This window comes from Nocardioides sp. F233 (assembly GCF_057813895.1).
Genome location: NZ_JBVASH010000005.1, coordinates 226,641 through 242,504, shown reverse-complemented (window position 1 = coordinate 242,504; position 15,864 = coordinate 226,641). Strand labels below are relative to the sequence as shown.

Below are 15,864 nucleotides of genomic sequence, written 5' to 3'. Positions count from 1 at the left end.
CGTCAACCGCCGAGTCGCCGGCGGGCGCGGCGGGCGAGCTCACGGGCCGCCGTACGACGGGCGCCGTCCTGGTCGCGATCGGCGTCCCAGTGCTCGGCGACCGCGCGGTGCCGGGACCAGACGGCGCGCTCGACCGGACCGGCGAGGTCACGGTGCTCGGGGCGGGGATGGACGCCGGTGAGCTTGCTGATGATGCCGACGGCGAGGGCCGCGGCGGCGCCGGGGTCGATCGCGGTGACGGGGGCGTTCTCGCCCTCGGCAGGCGCGAGGGCCCGGTCGGAGAGCAGACCGAGGTCGCCGATGACACGGGCGCCGGAGGCGCCGATCCGCGCGGCCATCACGGCGCCGATCTCGAGGGCGCGGTCGATGGCCCAGCCGGGGGTCAGCAGCTTCTCGGCGGCCGGGTCGGGCGGTGCGGCCTGCAGTCCGCGGGCCGCGCCGAACCGGATGAACCGGCCGTGGTCGGCGCTGGTCCAGGGGGCCTGCGAGGTGCGGTCGACGAGCTCTTGCATGAGCGTCGCCTCGGCGAAGGTGAGCGACCGGTTCGTCTTGTCGGCCGGCGGGCGGAGCAGTCCGTCGGGCAGCCCGAGGAGGCCCTCGAAGGCGGCCGGGAGACCGCGGTGGTCGCGGTCGTCGACGACGATCACGGTGACCCGGTCGGCACCGACAAGCCCGACCCAGCGCTCGACCAGCCGGTCGTGCCGGTGCCGCTGCCAGAAGGACGGCGTGACCGTGCCCCCGTTGGGGGCATCGGCCTGCTCGAGGACCTGTCGCAGCCACTGGTCGTACGACGGCACGAGGACGTTCTGGCCGTACTGCTGCCACTGCGAGCCGAGCAGCCGCACGATCGGGCGCACGGTGATCACGACGTGGGTGAGCGGGCCGAGCACGTCGAGGACGGTGCGGGCGCCGTCGTCGGTCGCCTCGCAGTAGACCTCGCTGCTGAGCACGCCGATCCGCGGCCGGTCGGCCCGGAGGCCGGCGACCATGGCGTACCAGCGCTCGCGGAACGCGTCGATGTCCTTGCCCGGGTCGACCCGGCCCAGGGCGACCGCCATGGCGGCGTTCATCTCGTGGGCGAGCTCGCCGGGGTAGGCGACGCCGTGGGCCGCGAGGACGTCGCGGGCCTCCCAGAACGCGCCCTGCATCGCGGTGGTGCCGGTCTTGTAGGGCCCGATGTGGACCAGCGTGGTGCCGTCGGGCAGCGGCTGGACGTCGGTCATCGGCTCCCCCGCAGTCGGGTCAGGAGGGCGCGCGCGGGCAGCTCCTCCACGGGTACGACGACCGCCCGGTCCGCAGCGAGGTCGGCCGGTCGCTCGACCTGGCCGAGCATCACCTCGAGCGCGGCGTCGGCGGCCACGTCGAGCGGGACCAGGCCACGCTCTGCCGGGACGGGCCAGAGCAGCGCGTCGCGGGGCCCGCTGATCGTGACCCCGTCGGCCTCGAGGGCCGCGAGGGCCGCACGGCAGGCGTCGCGCATCGCGCGCGCCTCCGCAGGATCGAGGTCGGGGTCGGTGTCGAGCGCGCGGCTGATGCAGGCGGTCGCGTCGGTGACGCCGTCGACGGCGGTCTGCCAGGCAGGCGGCAGCAGCACCTCGACCTGGGCGACGATCGCGTCGGCGTAGGCGCGGGCGGTGTCCTGGCCGCCGGGCACGCTCTGCGGCGGGACCGGGTCGGCATCGGTGTGCGCCGCCGCGGCGGCGACGTCGAACCGCGGCCAGCGGCGACCGGCGGCGAGGGTGAGCAGCTCGTCGAGCGAGGTGACCTCGTCGAGGGACACGGCGAGGTGCACCGGCGCGGCGGCGGTGTGGACCGCCCGGATCTCGGCCACCCACGCGGCCAGGCCCTCGGAGGTCGGCTCGGACAGCAGCTCGGCGACGGCACCGACCACGAGCAGGGTCCGGTCGGCTGCGAGGTCCACCTCGACCACGGTCACGTCAGGGAGCTCGTCGTCGTCGCGGCTGACCCGCTCGTCCTCGAGTGAGGCCCACCAGGTGGGGACCGCGAAGGCGTTCATCCCGGCGTGCGCGTCGGGGACGTGGAGCAGGCTCACTTGCGCGTCACCCGTCGGCGTGCGCGGCGGCCGAGCTCGCCGAGCAGCTCGCGGCCGCCGTACGTCGACAGATCGGGTGCGGCCGGCGCCGCGGCGGGAGTCTTCGCCGCGTGCTGGAGCGCAGCCGTGAACGCGACGTCCATCAGCCGGCCGGCGCTCTCGACCTCGACGGCGGTGGGCACCTCCACCTCCTCCGCGTAGTCGGCGGGATCGACGACCAGGTCGGCCAGGTCACCGACGACGGTGACGCCGGAGGCCTCGACGGCGGTGTTCCACGCGGCGGCGTACTCGTTGGCCTTCTCGGCGACCCAGCGCGGCGCGCGGATCGGGTGGGGCGTGGTGGTGTTCGTGTAGTCGCGCAGCGGGATCCGGGCCAGCACGCCGATCACCTCCATCCACGTGGGGTGGTCGCCGCCGTGGTCGGTCCAGGCGCGGTTGAAGTACCGGAGCATCTCGGCCTCGGGGTAGGGCAGCGAGGCATTGCCCTCGGGCACCAGCCGGAGCACCTCGGGGACGCCCATCAGGCGCTCGAAGACGCGCAGGTTGTGCAGCCGGTCGACCGGGTCGGGGACGACGAGGACGATCCGGTCCTCACCGAACACCGGGCCCCACTCCTCGACGATGCGGCGCAGGCTGAACCGGTGCAGGGACGGCATGAACTTGAGGTAGTCGATGCCCACCTCGCCGTCGACGCTCACCGCGGCGAACTGGTTGGCGGCCCACTCCTCGAGGGACTCGGTGCCGCGCCGGCGCAGCCACTGCTGCCACTGGGAGACCATGAGGGGCGCCAGCGGACGCAGCGTGACGACGACGTGGGTGTCGGCGCCGAGCTGGTCGGCGAGGTAGGAGATCCGCTCGCCCTTGGCGTGGCTCAGCGACTCGCTCGACCAGAAGGTGCAGCGGGCCTCGGACTCACGGAACTCCGTGGCGAGCGCCTGCCAGCGCTTCTCCCAGGTGCCCTGCCAGAAGTCGGCGAGGCCTCCGGCCGCGACCTGGCCGACCCGCATCTCGTGCCGGCCGTGGGTGACGTTGTGGGCGCCGAGCGCCTCGAGCTCGGGGCGGGCGCGGTCGAGCGCGCCCTGCAGCGCCGTCGTACCGGTCTTCGGCAGGCCGATGTGGAGGAACCGCGAGCCGTCCGGGAGGGCGTCGGGCAGGTCGACAGAGCGCATCGGGTGATCCTAGGACTGCTCGCCGAAGAAGGCCGCCGCCACCCGCTCGGCAGCGCGGCCGTCCATGAAGCGGCTGAACCGCTGGTGGAAGGCGTCCACCGCGTCGGCGTACCTGCGCTGGAGGCCGTCGAGGTCGCGCAGCTGGGCGACCACCTGGTCGGCGGTGTCGACGTGCGGGCCGGGGGCGGTGGGGCCGTAGTCGTAGAGGAAGCCACGCACGCCGCCGACGTAGGTGTCGAGGTCGGGGACGAGGAACACCATCGGACGCCGGGTCAGCGCGAAGTCGAAGCGCAGCGAGGAGTAGTCGAGCACCGCAGCGTCGGCGGCGAGGATCAGGTCGTTGATCTCGGGGTACTCGGTGACGTCGAGGAACCGGGTGGCCCCGGCACCGTCGCCGGCGGGGTTGTGGAACCGGTGGCCGCGCAGCAGCAGGACGTAGTCGGAGCCGAGCTCACGGGCCGCGGCGGCGACGTCGAGGTGGTGGACGGCGTCGGCCGCGCGCCAGTTGGTCGCCTGGTCGTCGCGCCAGGTGGGGGCGTAGAGGATCGCCTTCTGGTGGGGCTGGATGCCGAGCCGGCGGCGTACGTCGTCGCGGACGGCTGCGGCCTGCTCGCCGACGAGGACGTCGTCGCGGGGGTAGCCCTCGTTGTGGATCGGGCCGTCGTAGGCGTACTCGCGGCGGTAGTACTGGTCCATGTCCGGGTCGGGCGTGAGGGCCAGGTCCCACTGCTGCGAGGTTCGGGCGAGCTCGAGCTCGATGCGCCGCGGCGGGTAGTGCTTGGCATCCCACATCCGGATGCCCATCGACTTCGACGGGTAGCCGTGGAAGGTCTGCAGCAGCCGCTGGCCCGCACGCTTGCGGAACCAGCGCTCGGGGTCGATGTTCATGCACAGCTGCCCGGCGGCGGCCAGCACGCGGTACCACTCGCGGGTGGTCATCACGACGGGCACGGCGCCCTCGGGCACCCACGACGCGGTCGACGCGACGCCCCAGTAGAGCGTGAGGTCGGGCCGGGTGCGCCGCAGCTCGCGGTGGAGCGCGAGCTGGCTGTCGGTGGCGGTGGCGCCGACGTAGGACTGGAAGTAGACGGAGTCCGGCTCGAGCGGGATGTCGGCGTCGGCGTACCACTCCTGGAGCCGGGTCTGGCCGTAGGGCACGCGCTCCTCGACCGGCACCGCCGGGAGCAGCTCGACACCGGCGACCCGCCCCTCCTGCACGACGCGCGCGGAGTAGTCGGAGCCGACCATGAAGTGGTGGAGGCGGTCGATGCCGCGCTCGCCGAGGAGGGTGCGGGTGGTGGTGCCGTCACTGGTGACGGCGAGCCAGAACCAGGCAGGGGCGAGCGGGCGCTCGCCGAGGCCCCAGCGGTCGGTGGCGAGGGTGACGCTGGCGCAGATGCTGCCGTCCTCGTCGGCCGGCGGCAGGTCGGTGCTGAGCACCTCGGTGCCGCCGACCTGGGCGAGGAGGGCCAGTCGGGCGCCGTGGTCGGGTGCGGCGCCGAGCCAGCGGGCGGTGACGTCGAGGCGGAGGCCCTCGACGACGAGGTCGTCGACGACCAGCGTGCCGGCGGTCTCGTACAGCTCGGTGTCGCCCGACGGGGTGCGCGACCCGACCAGCTCGCCCTCGCCGACGCCGAGCCACTGGGGCGCGCCGGCAGCCCAGCCGAGCGGGACCTCGCGGCCGTCGGCGGTGAGCGCCTGGACCTGCCAGCGGCGCTGACCGGTCCACGCGGCCGGGAGCTGGAGCCGGAAGGCCGGGGCGCCGTCGGGTCCGTCGGCGAGCTCGGCGCGGACCTGCTGGGTGCCCTGGGTGACGCGGAGGGCCGTGACCGTCGTGCCGGCGGGGTCGAGGGTGCCCTCGACGGTGCGGCCCTCGAGCGTGATGGAGCGCAGCCGCGGAGCGTGGTCGGGGCGGATCCGGAGGCCGACCACGTCGGAGCGGGGGCTGAACGCGACGACCGAGCCGGCGACCGGCCGGGGGGCGAGGTGGTCACGGCCGATGAAGCCGGCCGAGGCCTGCTCGTCGATGAGAGGGACGGCACCGGAACGTCGTACGCCGTCGACGTCGATGTCGACCTCGAGGACCCAGGTGGCGGTGCCGTCGGTGGCTGCGACCACGTCGGCGACGGGGACGACGGCGTCGAAGGCGCCCCAGGAGAAGTCCTGGTGGCGGCGCAGGGCCTGGTTGGCACGCGCATCGCGGAACTGGCGGATCTCGAGCGGGAACCGCCGCCCGGTGGCGCTGTCGACGATCGCGCAGGTGATCGCGGGGGACGCGGTCATGTGCACGAAGTCGACCGCCGCGAAGACGGTCAGCTCGAGGGTGGCGGCGTCGACCCAGCGGGCCTCGCGCAGCATCGCGCGGAACCTCGTCTCGTCGGCGGTCATCTCGAACAGCTCCGGCGGGATGCCGAGCTCGGCGTCGTCGTGGTGCGGCAGCAGCGCCCACACCTTGCCGTCGCGGACCTCGGTCGGCCGGTTGCCGCGGGTGAACAACCGGGCGCCGAGGAAGTCCTCGAGCGCCTTGCGATGGTTGTTGCGCAGCAGCCAGAGCTTGACCCGGGCCTCCGCGTTGAGCCGCGCCCAGACGTGCTCGTCGGCGGCGTCGAGCAGCATCGCGACGTGGTCGCGCAGGGTCTGCCACTGGTGGTCGTCGGCCCGCTCGACGTCGGCGATCAGTGGCTGCACGGCCGTGTCGAGCACGCCCCACAGGAACCACTCGCTCACCTCGGGCAGGCCGAGCGCCTCGACCCGGTGCCAGGTGTGGTCGTTGCGGTCGATCCAGCCGGCCAGGCCGCTGAGCACGTCCGGCACGGTGCCGACCTGGACGCCGTCGCGACGGTCGGTGGGGATGTAGGTGAAGTCGGCCAGCAGGTCGAAGGCGGTCGCCTGCTCGAGCAGGCCGAGCGCGACGTCGGCGCCGTCGGGGAACTCGTCGGAGAAGCGCAGGCCCGTCTGCTTCCAGGACGTGCGCGTGAAGAGCTTGTTGCCGAGGCCGAGGTCGGTCACGGCGACCGGGGTGGCGGCGAGCGTCGTACCGCGGACGGGCGTGTGGTGGGCGGCGTCGTACGCCGAGTCGGGGATCCAGCCGGCGATGTCGGGCTCACGCATCGCGCCGACCACGACCGGCGAGCCGGAGCGGGCGTGGGCCTCGACCAGCCGCTCGATGCCGGTGTGGACGAAGTCGTCGCCGGCGTTGGTCACCACGACGACCAGCTCGCCGGACGCAGCGGCGACACCGGCGTTGCGGGCGGCGGCGAGGGACTTCTCGACCTTGACCCGGGTCTTGATCCGCCAGTCCTCGGCGGCGTGCTCGCGCACGGTCGCGGTGACCCGCTCGTGACGCCCGAAGCGCACGACGAGGATCTCGACGTTGCGGTGGGTCTGGACCTTCAGCGAGTCCAGGCAGGTGCCGATCCGGGTGGTGTCGTCGTCGCTGACCGGCAGCACGACGGTGACCAGCGGGCCGGAGAACTCACCGCGGAAGCGGCGGGTGGCGCGGCCGACGGGGCCGCGCAGTCGTCCGGGACCTGCCTTGGCGAGCCGGATCAGGCCTTGCTGGGCGCGGGCGCGGTCGAGTGCCACTGCGGCAGCGTCCTTCCGGGTCGACGGGTGGGTCGCCCGATGCTACCGAGGCGCTCTGGAATCGAGGGGATCAGGCAGGGCGGCGGGCCTGGGCGCGGGCCCGGGCCTCGAGGGCGTGGATCTGGGAGGTGAGGACGTCGAGCTCGGCCTCGAGCTCGGCGACCCGGACGACGGCCTGGCCGGCGCGCTCCTCGGCATCGGCGAGGCTCTTGGTGAGCCGGTCGGCGGCGCGCTGGGCCTCCTCGGCGCGGTCGCCGGCCTCGGCCAGCTCGCGGCGGGCGTCGGCCAGCTCGGCGGCGGCGTCGCCGAGGCGCTTCTCGAGCCGGGCGATGGTGGCGTCGCGCTTGGCGACCTTGCCCGTCATGTCGGCGGCGAACTCGACGTTCTCCGCGGTGCGGGCCTCGGTCAGGGCGGCGTACGCACGCGCCTGGGCGGCCCGGTCGCGGGCAGCCTCCTGACGGGAGTCCAGGAGCTCGGTGTGGGTGATCTTGGTGGCGGCCGCGCCCAGGACGAGGGCGGCGCCCGCGGCGATCGTGACGAGGACCCAGGAGCCGGTCACGGCCGTGCCAGCGACGACGAGCGTCGCGAGCACGAGGAGGAGCACAGCGACCAGGACCCGAGTGGAGCGCTGACGACGGCGGTTGCCGGACATGACAGGGGAAGTCATGTCCTGCACGGTAGGCCTCCGGACCCGTGAGACGCGGCAGACACGCTTGTCACACTCGTCCCAACCGTCACAGGACGGGCGTCAGCGCACGGGCCGGTACGACACCTGTCCGTCGCGGACCGTGATCCGGAAGGCGACCGGCGGGCGCGCGGTGGACTTCCGGGGCGGCTTCACCACCAGACGGATCCCGGCAGGCAGACGCTGACCCGACCCCACCTGCGCCTGCAGCCAGGCCAGCACGTCGGCCTCCGGGTCTCCGGCGGCGAGCATCTGGTTGGCCTGGGTCACGACTCCGACCGCCTTGGTGATCGCAGACACCTCCCAGAACAGTCGGGCCATCCGATAGGGCTGCGACCTCCGCGGAGCCGAGAGGTGGGGACGGCTCCATGCCCAGGTCTCGACGCAATCGCTCGACCGGAGGACGACGCCGGCGCTGCTGACCGTGGCGTTCACCGACTCGACCCTGGTCAGGCGTCCTCGGGCATCCGTCTGCGCGGTGATCTCGTTTCGCCATTCCGCGTCGCTGCCGGCGGCCAGCGTCATCTTCCCGACGAAGGACATTCCGCCACCTGCCAGCGGCGTCGTCGCGAGCTCGGACCACGGAGCATTCACGTCGGCGAGGATGGGGCCGTCCTCCCCGCCCCACAGGTCGTCGTCCCAGACCGCGCGGTCCCGCGTCCATGCCGCCTTCATCGGCGCACCGTGGATGCGCAACGACCTCCGTACCGCTCCAGACACCTTGACGTAGCGGAAGCGCCCCTTGAAGACCGTCGTGTCCACAGCGCCGGACCCGCCGGTCCGCCTCCGCTGCGTGTGGGTCTTCGCGTCGAGCTCCACGACCGACGTGTGCCCATCGCCGACCGAGTCGGTGCAGTGCTGTTCGTAGGTGCCACCGACCTTGCGCCACACGGTCAGGTACGACGCCCGGGCAGCCGCCTGCAGCGTGGCGACGGCCACGGGGTCAGGCGCCGCGGTTGTGCCGCGCGCGTCGGCGGGAACGGCGACGACGCTGAGCGCCAGCGACGAGACGAGAGCGATCAGGAGGCGCATGAGCAGCCTCCTACCCGTCGTCGCGGACCCGACACGCCCTCTCGAGCAGCAATCCGGCGATGACAGCCACGAGGGCGCAGCCGGCCGCGACGAACGAGCGCACCACCCGCTCGTCGGCCAGCTCGGCCGAGCTGCCGACCCACGAGAGCGCGTAGCCGACGTACCCGCCGGTGACGAGGGCGGACACGAGGGCGCTGGCGCGGGCGAGCACCAGCCGGTTGACGGCCTGGTGGGCCTCGAGCCGCTCACGGCGTACGTGCACGGCACGGTGGGTCACCCACGCGACGTACGCGAGGATCGCGGCGAGCAACAGCAGGGCGAGCGGCTGCGCCGGCGACACGAGTGGGGGTACGACGTCGAGGCGGTTGCACAGCGGGTGCACCGCCCAGCCGACGACCACGCCGACCACCGCCCAGCCGAGGACCGTGGGCAGGCCGGTGGGTCGCAGTCCGTCCGGCGACGGGCCGGACGGTACCGAGGGGTCCTGGTCGGGCTCCTCGGGCCGCTGGACGGGGTCCCGCGTCACCCTGGAGCTACTCGAACTCGAGGACCAGGTCGTCGCGCAGCTCGAGCCCGTCGGTGCCGACCTTCTCGAGCAGCTCGGCGACCGGACCGTGGTCGAGCAGCTCGGCATCGGGCTCGAGGTCGTGCCAGGGCTTGAGCACGAAGGAACGCTCGTGCGCACGGGGGTGCGGGAGGCGGAGGGCGTCGGAGTCGCTGCGCCGGTCGCCGACCGTGATGAGGTCGACGTCGAGCGTGCGGGGGGCGTTCTGGACGTCGCTGCGCTCGCGGTCGAAGGCGTCCTCGATGGCCAGCGCGCGGTCGAGCAGTCGGTGGGCCGACAGGGTCGTGTCGGCCAGGACGACCGCGTTGAGGAAGTCCTGCGCATCCGGCGGGCAGTCCACCGGAGAGCTCTCGTAGACCGGCGAGACACCGGTGATCCAGACCTCCGGGGTGTCCGCGAGCACGCCGAGCGCGCCCTGCAGCGTCGCGAACCGCTCGCCGAGGTTGGATCCGAGGGCGATCACCACCCGACGGATCGGTCGCATCTCGCCGGTCAACGTGTCCGCGTCGACGATGTTCGGATTGGGGGTCTCGGTCATGCTGGGCCCTCTGCCTTCCCGGTTCGGTCTCCCACTCCTGCAGCCTCACGGCGGCGGGTGATGGTGAGCTGTACGTCGGCGAACGTCGCCTTGATCGGCGCATCCGGCTTGTGGACGGTCACACGCACCCATTCAACACGAGGGTCCAACAGGCAGGTGTCCGCGATCCGCTGCGCGAGGGTCTCGATCAGGTCGACCGGGTCCCTCGTCACGGCAGCCACGACCTGGTCGACGAGGCTTCCGTAGTCCACGGTGTCGTGCAAGTCGTCCGAGGCCGCCGCGGGGGCGGTGTCGACCGCGAGGGTCAGGTCGATCCTGAAGACCTGGCCGTCGCGTCGTTCGTGGTCGAAGACGCCGTGATGGGCGAAGCACTCGATGCCGAGGATGCTCAGCTCGTCAGTCATTCTCAATCCCTCTCCGGCGCCACGGCCCGATCCGCGGCTGGGGTCCACTGTGCCGCAACGGCCAAGGCGTCGCGGTGGGCACGCACATCGTGGACCCGCAGGCACCACACCGGCGCGCCACCGAGCCCGGCGGCGAGCAGCGCGCTCAGCGCCACGCCGGCCGCCTCCCGCTCCCCCACCGGGCGCGGCTCGCCGGCGGCGTCCTCGAGCAGGCGCCCGAGGAAGGTCTTGCGGCTGCCACCGACCAGCAACGGGAACCCGAGGTCCGCCAGCTCGTCGAGGTGGCGCACCAGCTCCCAGTTGTGCTCCGGCAGCTTCGCGAAGCCCAGGCCCGGGTCGAGCACGATCTGGTCGTCGCGTACGCCGGCAGCACGGATCGCGGCGACCCGCTCCCCCAGCTCGGCGCGCACCGCGGCGACGACACCGTCGTCGTACTCCGCGAACTGCTGCATCCGGTCGCTGTGGGCGCGCCAGTGCATCGCGACGTAGGTGACGCCCGTGCGGGCGACGACGTCGAGGATCGCCGGATCGGCGAGACCGCCGGACACGTCGTTGACGATCCGCGCCCCTGCCGCGACGGCCCGGTCGGCCACCTCGGCGCGCATGGTGTCGACCGAGACGGTCGCCCCCTCTGCGACCAGCGCCTCGATGACGGGCACGACGCGGTCGAGCTCCTCCGCGAGCAGCGGCCGGGTCGCTCCGGGGCGGGTGGACTCGCCGCCGACATCGAGGATGTCGGCACCCTCGGCGAGCAGCTCGCGGCCGTGCGCGACGGCGCGTGCGGGGTCGTCGTACCGCCCGCCGTCGGAGAACGAGTCGGGCGTGACGTTGACGACCCCCATCACGAGGGGCGTCGACGGTCCTGTCATGCCCGAAACCCTAGACTCCAGACATGGCCGAGGCTCCTGCGGTGTCCGTCGTGATCCCGACCTACCGCTCCGGTCCGGGGCTGGACCGGGCGATCGCATCGCTCGACGCGCAGACCCTGCCGCAGGGCGAGCTCGAGGTGCTGCTGCTCGACGACGGTTCCCCCGACGAGACCGCGGCCCGGATCGAGCGGATCGCGGCCGGCCGGGCGAACTACCGGGCGTTCGCGCTGGAGGCGTCCGGGTGGCCGAGCCGTCCCCGCAACATCGGCGTCCGCGAGGCCCGCGGTCGCTACGTGCTCTTCCTCGACCACGACGACGAGCTGTACCCCGATGCGTTGCGGGCCGCAGTCGCGCTGGGCGACGCGGCCGGCGCCGACGTGGTCAACGGCAAGGAGGTGCGGACCCAGATCGCCCGCTGGGGACTCACGCACTACACCCACGACACGCACGACGCGAGCGCCGAGCCGCTGCGCGGGCTGCTGCCGATGACGCCGCACAAGCTGTACCGGCGGGCGTTCCTCGTCGAGCACGACGTCCGCTTCCCCGAGGCCCCGCGACACCTGTGGGAGGACCTCTTCTTCCATGTCGACGTGATCCGGCACGAGCCGACCGTCGCCCTGCTGAGCTCGACCCCGTTCTACCACTGGCGCAAGACGGCCGAGAACAACTCGACGTCCACCGACGGCACCAGGCTCGACTACAGCGGCGATCCCGAGTACTGGCCCTACCTCGAGAAGCTGTTCCGGCTGGTCTCCGGCGTCGAGAAGCCGGAGATCCGCGACGAGCTGCTCGCCCAGAACGTCCACGTCCGGCTGGTCTCCCAGCTCGGCCAGCGCGCGACCGACGCCGACCACACGAGCGTCGCCGAGGCGCGGACCGAGGTCGCCCGGATGCTCGCGGAGTACGTGCCGGCCGAGCTCGACGTGCTGCTTCCCGAGCGCAGCCGCGTCGCGATCACCCTCTTCCGCGCCGGCCACGCGGATGCGGCGGCCGACTACCTGCGCGACGGCATCGACCGCAAGCCGGACTTCACGGTCACGGCGGTCGATGACGCCGGCGACGGCAGCATCACCGTGAGGGGCGCCGTCGCCTGGAGCCGCGTGCCCGGGCAGCCCTTCGCCCGTCGTACGCCGGCCGGCGAGGTCGTCCGCGACCTGCCCGAGCCGCTGGCCAGCCTGCTCGCCGAGCGAGGTCTCACGCCGACGGCCGACGTCTCGGACGCCTTCGTGGACGTGGCGATCCGGCACGCCCCGACCCGGGTCAACTGGCTGCTGCCGTCCACCTCGCAGGTGAGCCTGGTCGAGCAGGAGGACGGCACCCTCGAGCCGGCCGGCACCTTCTCGGCCCGGTTCGACCCCACGAGCGCCGCGATGGGCAGCGCGCTGCCGACGGGCGCCCACCTGGTGCTCGGCATGTGCGAGCTCGACGGACGCACCGGCATCAAGCGGGCGTTCAGCGATCTCCCGGCCGGCACCCGTGTGGGTCCGGTCGTGCTCGACCGCTCCGCCCAGGACGGGCTGCTCCTGCGGCTGCCTGCCGAGGATGCGCCCGCCCGCAAGGGGTTGCTCAGCCGCCTGCGACGGGGCTGAGCACCCGGACTGCGCTCAGAGCAGGTGGTTGGGGCCGGCGTCGGCGGCTTCCGCGAGCAGGTCGAGCAGGTAGCGGCCGTACCCGCTCTTGAGCAGCGGCTTCGCGAGCTCCTCGAGCCGGGCGTCGTCGATGATCCCGAGCCGCCAGGCGATCTCCTCGGGCGCACCGACCTTGGTGCCCTGCCGGGCCTCGAGGGCGCGCACGAAGTTGCTGGCGTCGTTGAGGTCGTCGAACGTGCCGGTGTCGAGCCAGGCGGAGCCCCGCGGCAGCACCTCCACCTGGAGCCGGCCCTCGTCGAGGTACATCCGGTTCAGGTCGGTGATCTCGAGCTCGCCGCGCGGCGACGGCGTCAGCGACTTGGCCTTCTCGACGACGTCGGAGCCGTAGAAGTAGAGGCCGGGCACGGCGTAGTGGCTGCGCGGCTTCTCAGGCTTCTCCTCAAGCGAGAGGGCGCGGCCCTCGGCGTCGAACTCGACGACGCCGTACGCCTTGGGGTCGGCCACGCGGTAGCCGAACACCGCGGCGCCGTCGAGGTCCTCGAACCGGCGCAGACGGGTGCCGAGGCCGGCGCCGTAGAAGATGTTGTCGCCCAGCACCAGGCCGGCACCGCCGCCGGCAAGGTGCTCCTCGCCGATGAGGAAGGCCTGCGCGAGGCCGTCGGGCGAGGGCTGCACGGCGTAGCTGATCTCGATGCCGAACTGGCTGCCGTCACCGAGCAGGCGGCGGAACTGGTCGGCCTCGTGGGGGGTGGTGATCACCAGCACCTCGCGGATGCCGGAGAGCATCAGCGTCGAGAGCGGGTAGTAGATCATCGGCTTGTCGTAGATCGGCATCAGCTGCTTGCTGATGGCGTGGGTGATCGGGTGGAGCCGACTCCCCGTGCCACCGGCCAGGATGATCCCGCGCATCTCGTCTCCCACTCCTCGGCGCCCCGACGGCCCCGTCTCGATGTCTCGACAGGGCATTGTCCTTCATACACTGTCGGACGTGCGCATCCTCGTGACCGGCGGAGCCGGGTTCATCGGTTCGAACTTCGTCCACCACCTCGTCCGCCACACCGACGCCACGGTGACGGTGCTCGACAAGCTGACCTACGCGGCGAGCCGCGAGTCGCTGGCCGGGCTGCCCGAGGACCGGGTCCAGCTGGTCGTCGGCGACATCGTCGACGCCGGGCTCGTCGAGCCGCTGGTCAACCAGCACGACGCGGTCGTCCACTACGCCGCCGAGTCGCACAACGACAACTCGCTCAACGACCCGTCGCCGTTCATCCAGACCAACCTGATCGGCACGTTCACGCTGCTCGAGGCGGTCCGCAAGGCCGGCGTCCGGTTCCACCACGTCTCCACCGACGAGGTGTACGGCGACCTCGAGCTGGACGACCCGAAGCGCTTCACCGAGGACACGCCGTACACCCCGTCGTCGCCGTACTCCGCCTCGAAGGCGGGCTCCGACCACCTCGTGCGCGCGTGGGTGCGCAGCTTCGGCGTGCAGGCCACGATCTCGAACTGCTCCAACAACTACGGCCCGTGGCAGCACATCGAGAAGTTCATCCCGCGCCAGATCACCGAGGTGGCCGACGGCCGCCGCCCGAAGCTCTACGGCTCGGGTGAGAACGTGCGCGACTGGATCCACACCGAGGACCACTCCTCCGCCGTGCTCCGGATCCTCGAGAAGGGCCGGATCGGCGAGACCTACCTGATCGGCGCCGACGGCGAGAAGTCGAACCTCGAGGTGGTCCGGCTGATCCTGACCCTGATGGGTCGCGACGCCGACGACTTCGAGCACGTCACCGACCGCGCCGGCCACGACCTGCGCTACGCGATCGACTCCGGCAAGCTGCGCACCGAGCTCGGCTGGACGCCGCAGTACGGCGACTTCGAGGCCGGCCTGGCGCAGACCGTCGAGTGGTACCAGCAGAACGAGGCGTGGTGGCGCCCCAAGAAGGACGCCACCGAGGCCGCCTACGCCGCGAAGGGCCAGTGAACGTGGGCGAGCTGCGCGTCGAGACGACGCCGATCCCGGGACTGCTCGTCGTCCACCTGCCGGTGCACGGCGACGACCGCGGCTGGTTCAAGGAGAACTGGCAGCGCGAGAAGATGGTGGCGCTCGGCCTGCCCGACTTCGGTCCGGTGCAGAACAACATGAGCTTCAACGCCGCCCGGGGCGCGACCCGCGGCATCCACACCGAGCCGTGGGACAAGTTCGTCTCCGTCGCCACCGGGTCGGTGTTCGCCGCCTGGGTCGACATGCGCGAGGGCGAGACCTTCGGGGCGACGTACTGGACCGAGGTCGACGAGGGCAAGGCGATCTTCGTTCCGCGCGGTGTCGGGAACTCCTACCAGGCGCTCGAGGACGGCACCGTCTACTCCTACCTGGTCAACGACCACTACGTCGCCGGCCGGGTCTACCCCGCGCTGAACCTCAAGGACGAGACCGCCGCCATCCCGTGGCCGATCCCGCTCGAGTCCGACGAGGTCGAGATCTCGGCCAAGGACCTGGCCAACCCCGTGCTGGGCGACGTCGAGCCGATGGCGCCGAAGAAGACGCTCATCACCGGGTGCCGCGGCCAGCTCGGCCAGGCGCTCGCACCGCTGTACCCCGGCGCGACGCTGGTCGACCTCGACGAGCTCGACCTCACCGACGACGCCGCCCTGGCCGCCTGGCCGTGGGACGAGTACGCCCTGATCCTCAACGCGGCTGCCTACACCGCGGTCGACAAGGCCGAGACCGCCGAGGGCCGCCCCGTCGCCTGGGCCGCCAACTCCTCCGCTCCGGCGGCGCTCGCCCGGATCGCCGCTGCCCGGGGGATCACCCTCGTGCACTACTCGACCGACTACGTCTTCGACGGCTCCGAGGTCGAGGGCGGACACCGCGAGGACGAGGCCTTCGCGCCGCTCGGCGTCTACGGCCAGACCAAGGCCGCCGGCGACCTCGCGGTCGCGGGCGCTCCGCGCCACTACGTCCTGCGGACCTCGTGGGTGATCGGCGAGGGCCACAACTTCGTGCGCACCATGGCCCGCCTCGCCGCCGACGGCGTCGACCCGGCGGTCGTCTCCGACCAGGTCGGGCGACTGACGTTCACCTCCGAGCTGGCCCGCGCGACCGCGCACCTGGTGGCCACCGGGGCGCCGTACGGCACCTACAACGTCACCAACGGCGGCACCCAGCGCTCGTGGGCCGACTACGCCCGCAAGGTCTTCGAGCTCACCGGCCACGACCCAGCCCGGGTCGGCACGGTGACCACCGAGGAGTACGGCGCCGGCAAGGACCTGTCCCCGCGGCCGCTGTACAGCACGCTGGCGCTGGACAAGCTCGCCGGCACCGGGTTCGTCAGCACCGACGCCGACGAGGCGCTGGCGGCGTACCTCTCCTGA

Annotated in this window: 14 protein-coding genes; 3 read left to right on the top strand and 11 right to left on the bottom strand. The window is 72.7% G+C overall.

Features of this window, described 5'->3' with window-relative positions; all coding sequences use genetic code 11:
- Positions 1-2: 2 nt before the first annotated feature.
- The 10 genes from ACZYRU_RS20205 to folP form a co-directional block, all read right to left on the bottom strand.
- Entirely contained in the window at positions 3-1,223 is a 1,221-nt protein-coding gene (locus ACZYRU_RS20205) for a hypothetical protein (RefSeq protein ID WP_488958888.1), read from the bottom strand.
- On the bottom strand, positions 1,220-2,053 hold the full coding sequence (locus ACZYRU_RS20200) for a hypothetical protein (RefSeq protein WP_488958887.1): 834 nt from the start codon (positions 2,051-2,053) through the stop codon (positions 1,220-1,222). Before ACZYRU_RS20200 ends, ACZYRU_RS20205 begins: the two co-directional genes overlap by 4 nt.
- On the bottom strand, positions 2,050-3,222 hold the full coding sequence (locus ACZYRU_RS20195; protein WP_488958886.1) for a hypothetical protein: 1,173 nt from the start codon (positions 3,220-3,222) through the stop codon (positions 2,050-2,052). The genes ACZYRU_RS20200 and ACZYRU_RS20195 overlap by 4 nt, the downstream gene beginning before the upstream one ends.
- A 9-nt stretch (positions 3,223-3,231) precedes the next feature.
- Positions 3,232-6,807, bottom strand: coding sequence for a CDP-glycerol:glycerophosphate glycerophosphotransferase (locus tag ACZYRU_RS20190; RefSeq protein ID WP_488958885.1), 3,576 nt, complete (start codon positions 6,805-6,807; stop codon positions 3,232-3,234).
- Between the two features lie 70 nt (positions 6,808-6,877).
- Positions 6,878-7,474 carry a hypothetical protein gene (locus tag ACZYRU_RS20185; RefSeq protein WP_488958884.1) on the bottom strand — a complete coding sequence of 199 codons (597 nt, stop codon included), beginning with the start codon at positions 7,472-7,474 and terminating at the stop codon, positions 6,878-6,880.
- 81 nt (positions 7,475-7,555) lie between these two features.
- Positions 7,556-8,524 carry a hypothetical protein gene (locus ACZYRU_RS20180; RefSeq protein WP_488958883.1) on the bottom strand — a complete coding sequence of 323 codons (969 nt, stop codon included), beginning with the start codon at positions 8,522-8,524 and terminating at the stop codon, positions 7,556-7,558.
- A 10-nt stretch (positions 8,525-8,534) separates the two neighbouring features.
- Positions 8,535-9,050: a DUF3180 domain-containing protein gene (locus tag ACZYRU_RS20175; protein ID WP_488958882.1), complete on the bottom strand. Its 516-nt coding sequence runs from the start codon at positions 9,048-9,050 to the stop codon at positions 8,535-8,537.
- A gap of 7 nt (positions 9,051-9,057) precedes the next feature.
- Entirely contained in the window at positions 9,058-9,627 is a 570-nt protein-coding gene (gene folK, locus ACZYRU_RS20170; RefSeq protein ID WP_488958881.1) for a 2-amino-4-hydroxy-6-hydroxymethyldihydropteridine diphosphokinase, read from the bottom strand.
- A complete protein-coding gene (gene folB / locus ACZYRU_RS20165) occupies positions 9,624-10,031 on the bottom strand; it encodes a dihydroneopterin aldolase (RefSeq protein WP_488958880.1) in 408 nt (135 codons plus the stop codon). The genes folK and folB overlap by 4 nt, the downstream gene beginning before the upstream one ends.
- A 2-nt stretch (positions 10,032-10,033) precedes the next feature.
- Positions 10,034-10,900, bottom strand: a complete 867-nt coding sequence (gene folP / locus ACZYRU_RS20160; protein ID WP_488958879.1) for a dihydropteroate synthase — start codon at positions 10,898-10,900, stop codon at positions 10,034-10,036.
- A gap of 23 nt (positions 10,901-10,923) precedes the next feature.
- Between folP and ACZYRU_RS20155 the strand changes: the two genes are divergently transcribed.
- Positions 10,924-12,489 (top strand): glycosyltransferase family 2 protein, encoded by a 1,566-nt coding sequence (locus ACZYRU_RS20155; RefSeq protein ID WP_488958878.1) that lies wholly within the window; start codon positions 10,924-10,926, stop codon positions 12,487-12,489.
- Positions 12,490-12,504: 15 nt separating this feature from the next.
- On the opposite strand, the gene rfbA is transcribed toward ACZYRU_RS20155, so the two are convergent.
- Positions 12,505-13,398, bottom strand: coding sequence for a glucose-1-phosphate thymidylyltransferase RfbA (rfbA, locus tag ACZYRU_RS20150; protein ID WP_488958877.1), 894 nt, complete (start codon positions 13,396-13,398; stop codon positions 12,505-12,507).
- Positions 13,399-13,483: 85 nt separating this feature from the next.
- Here rfbA and rfbB point away from each other — a divergent pair, with 85 nt between their 5' ends.
- Both rfbB and ACZYRU_RS20140 read left to right on the top strand, forming a co-directional pair.
- Positions 13,484-14,473, top strand: a complete 990-nt coding sequence (gene rfbB / locus ACZYRU_RS20145) for a dTDP-glucose 4,6-dehydratase (RefSeq protein WP_488959009.1) — start codon at positions 13,484-13,486, stop codon at positions 14,471-14,473.
- Between the two features lie 2 nt (positions 14,474-14,475).
- Positions 14,476-15,864, top strand: coding sequence for a sugar nucleotide-binding protein (locus ACZYRU_RS20140; protein WP_488958876.1), 1,389 nt, complete (start codon positions 14,476-14,478; stop codon positions 15,862-15,864).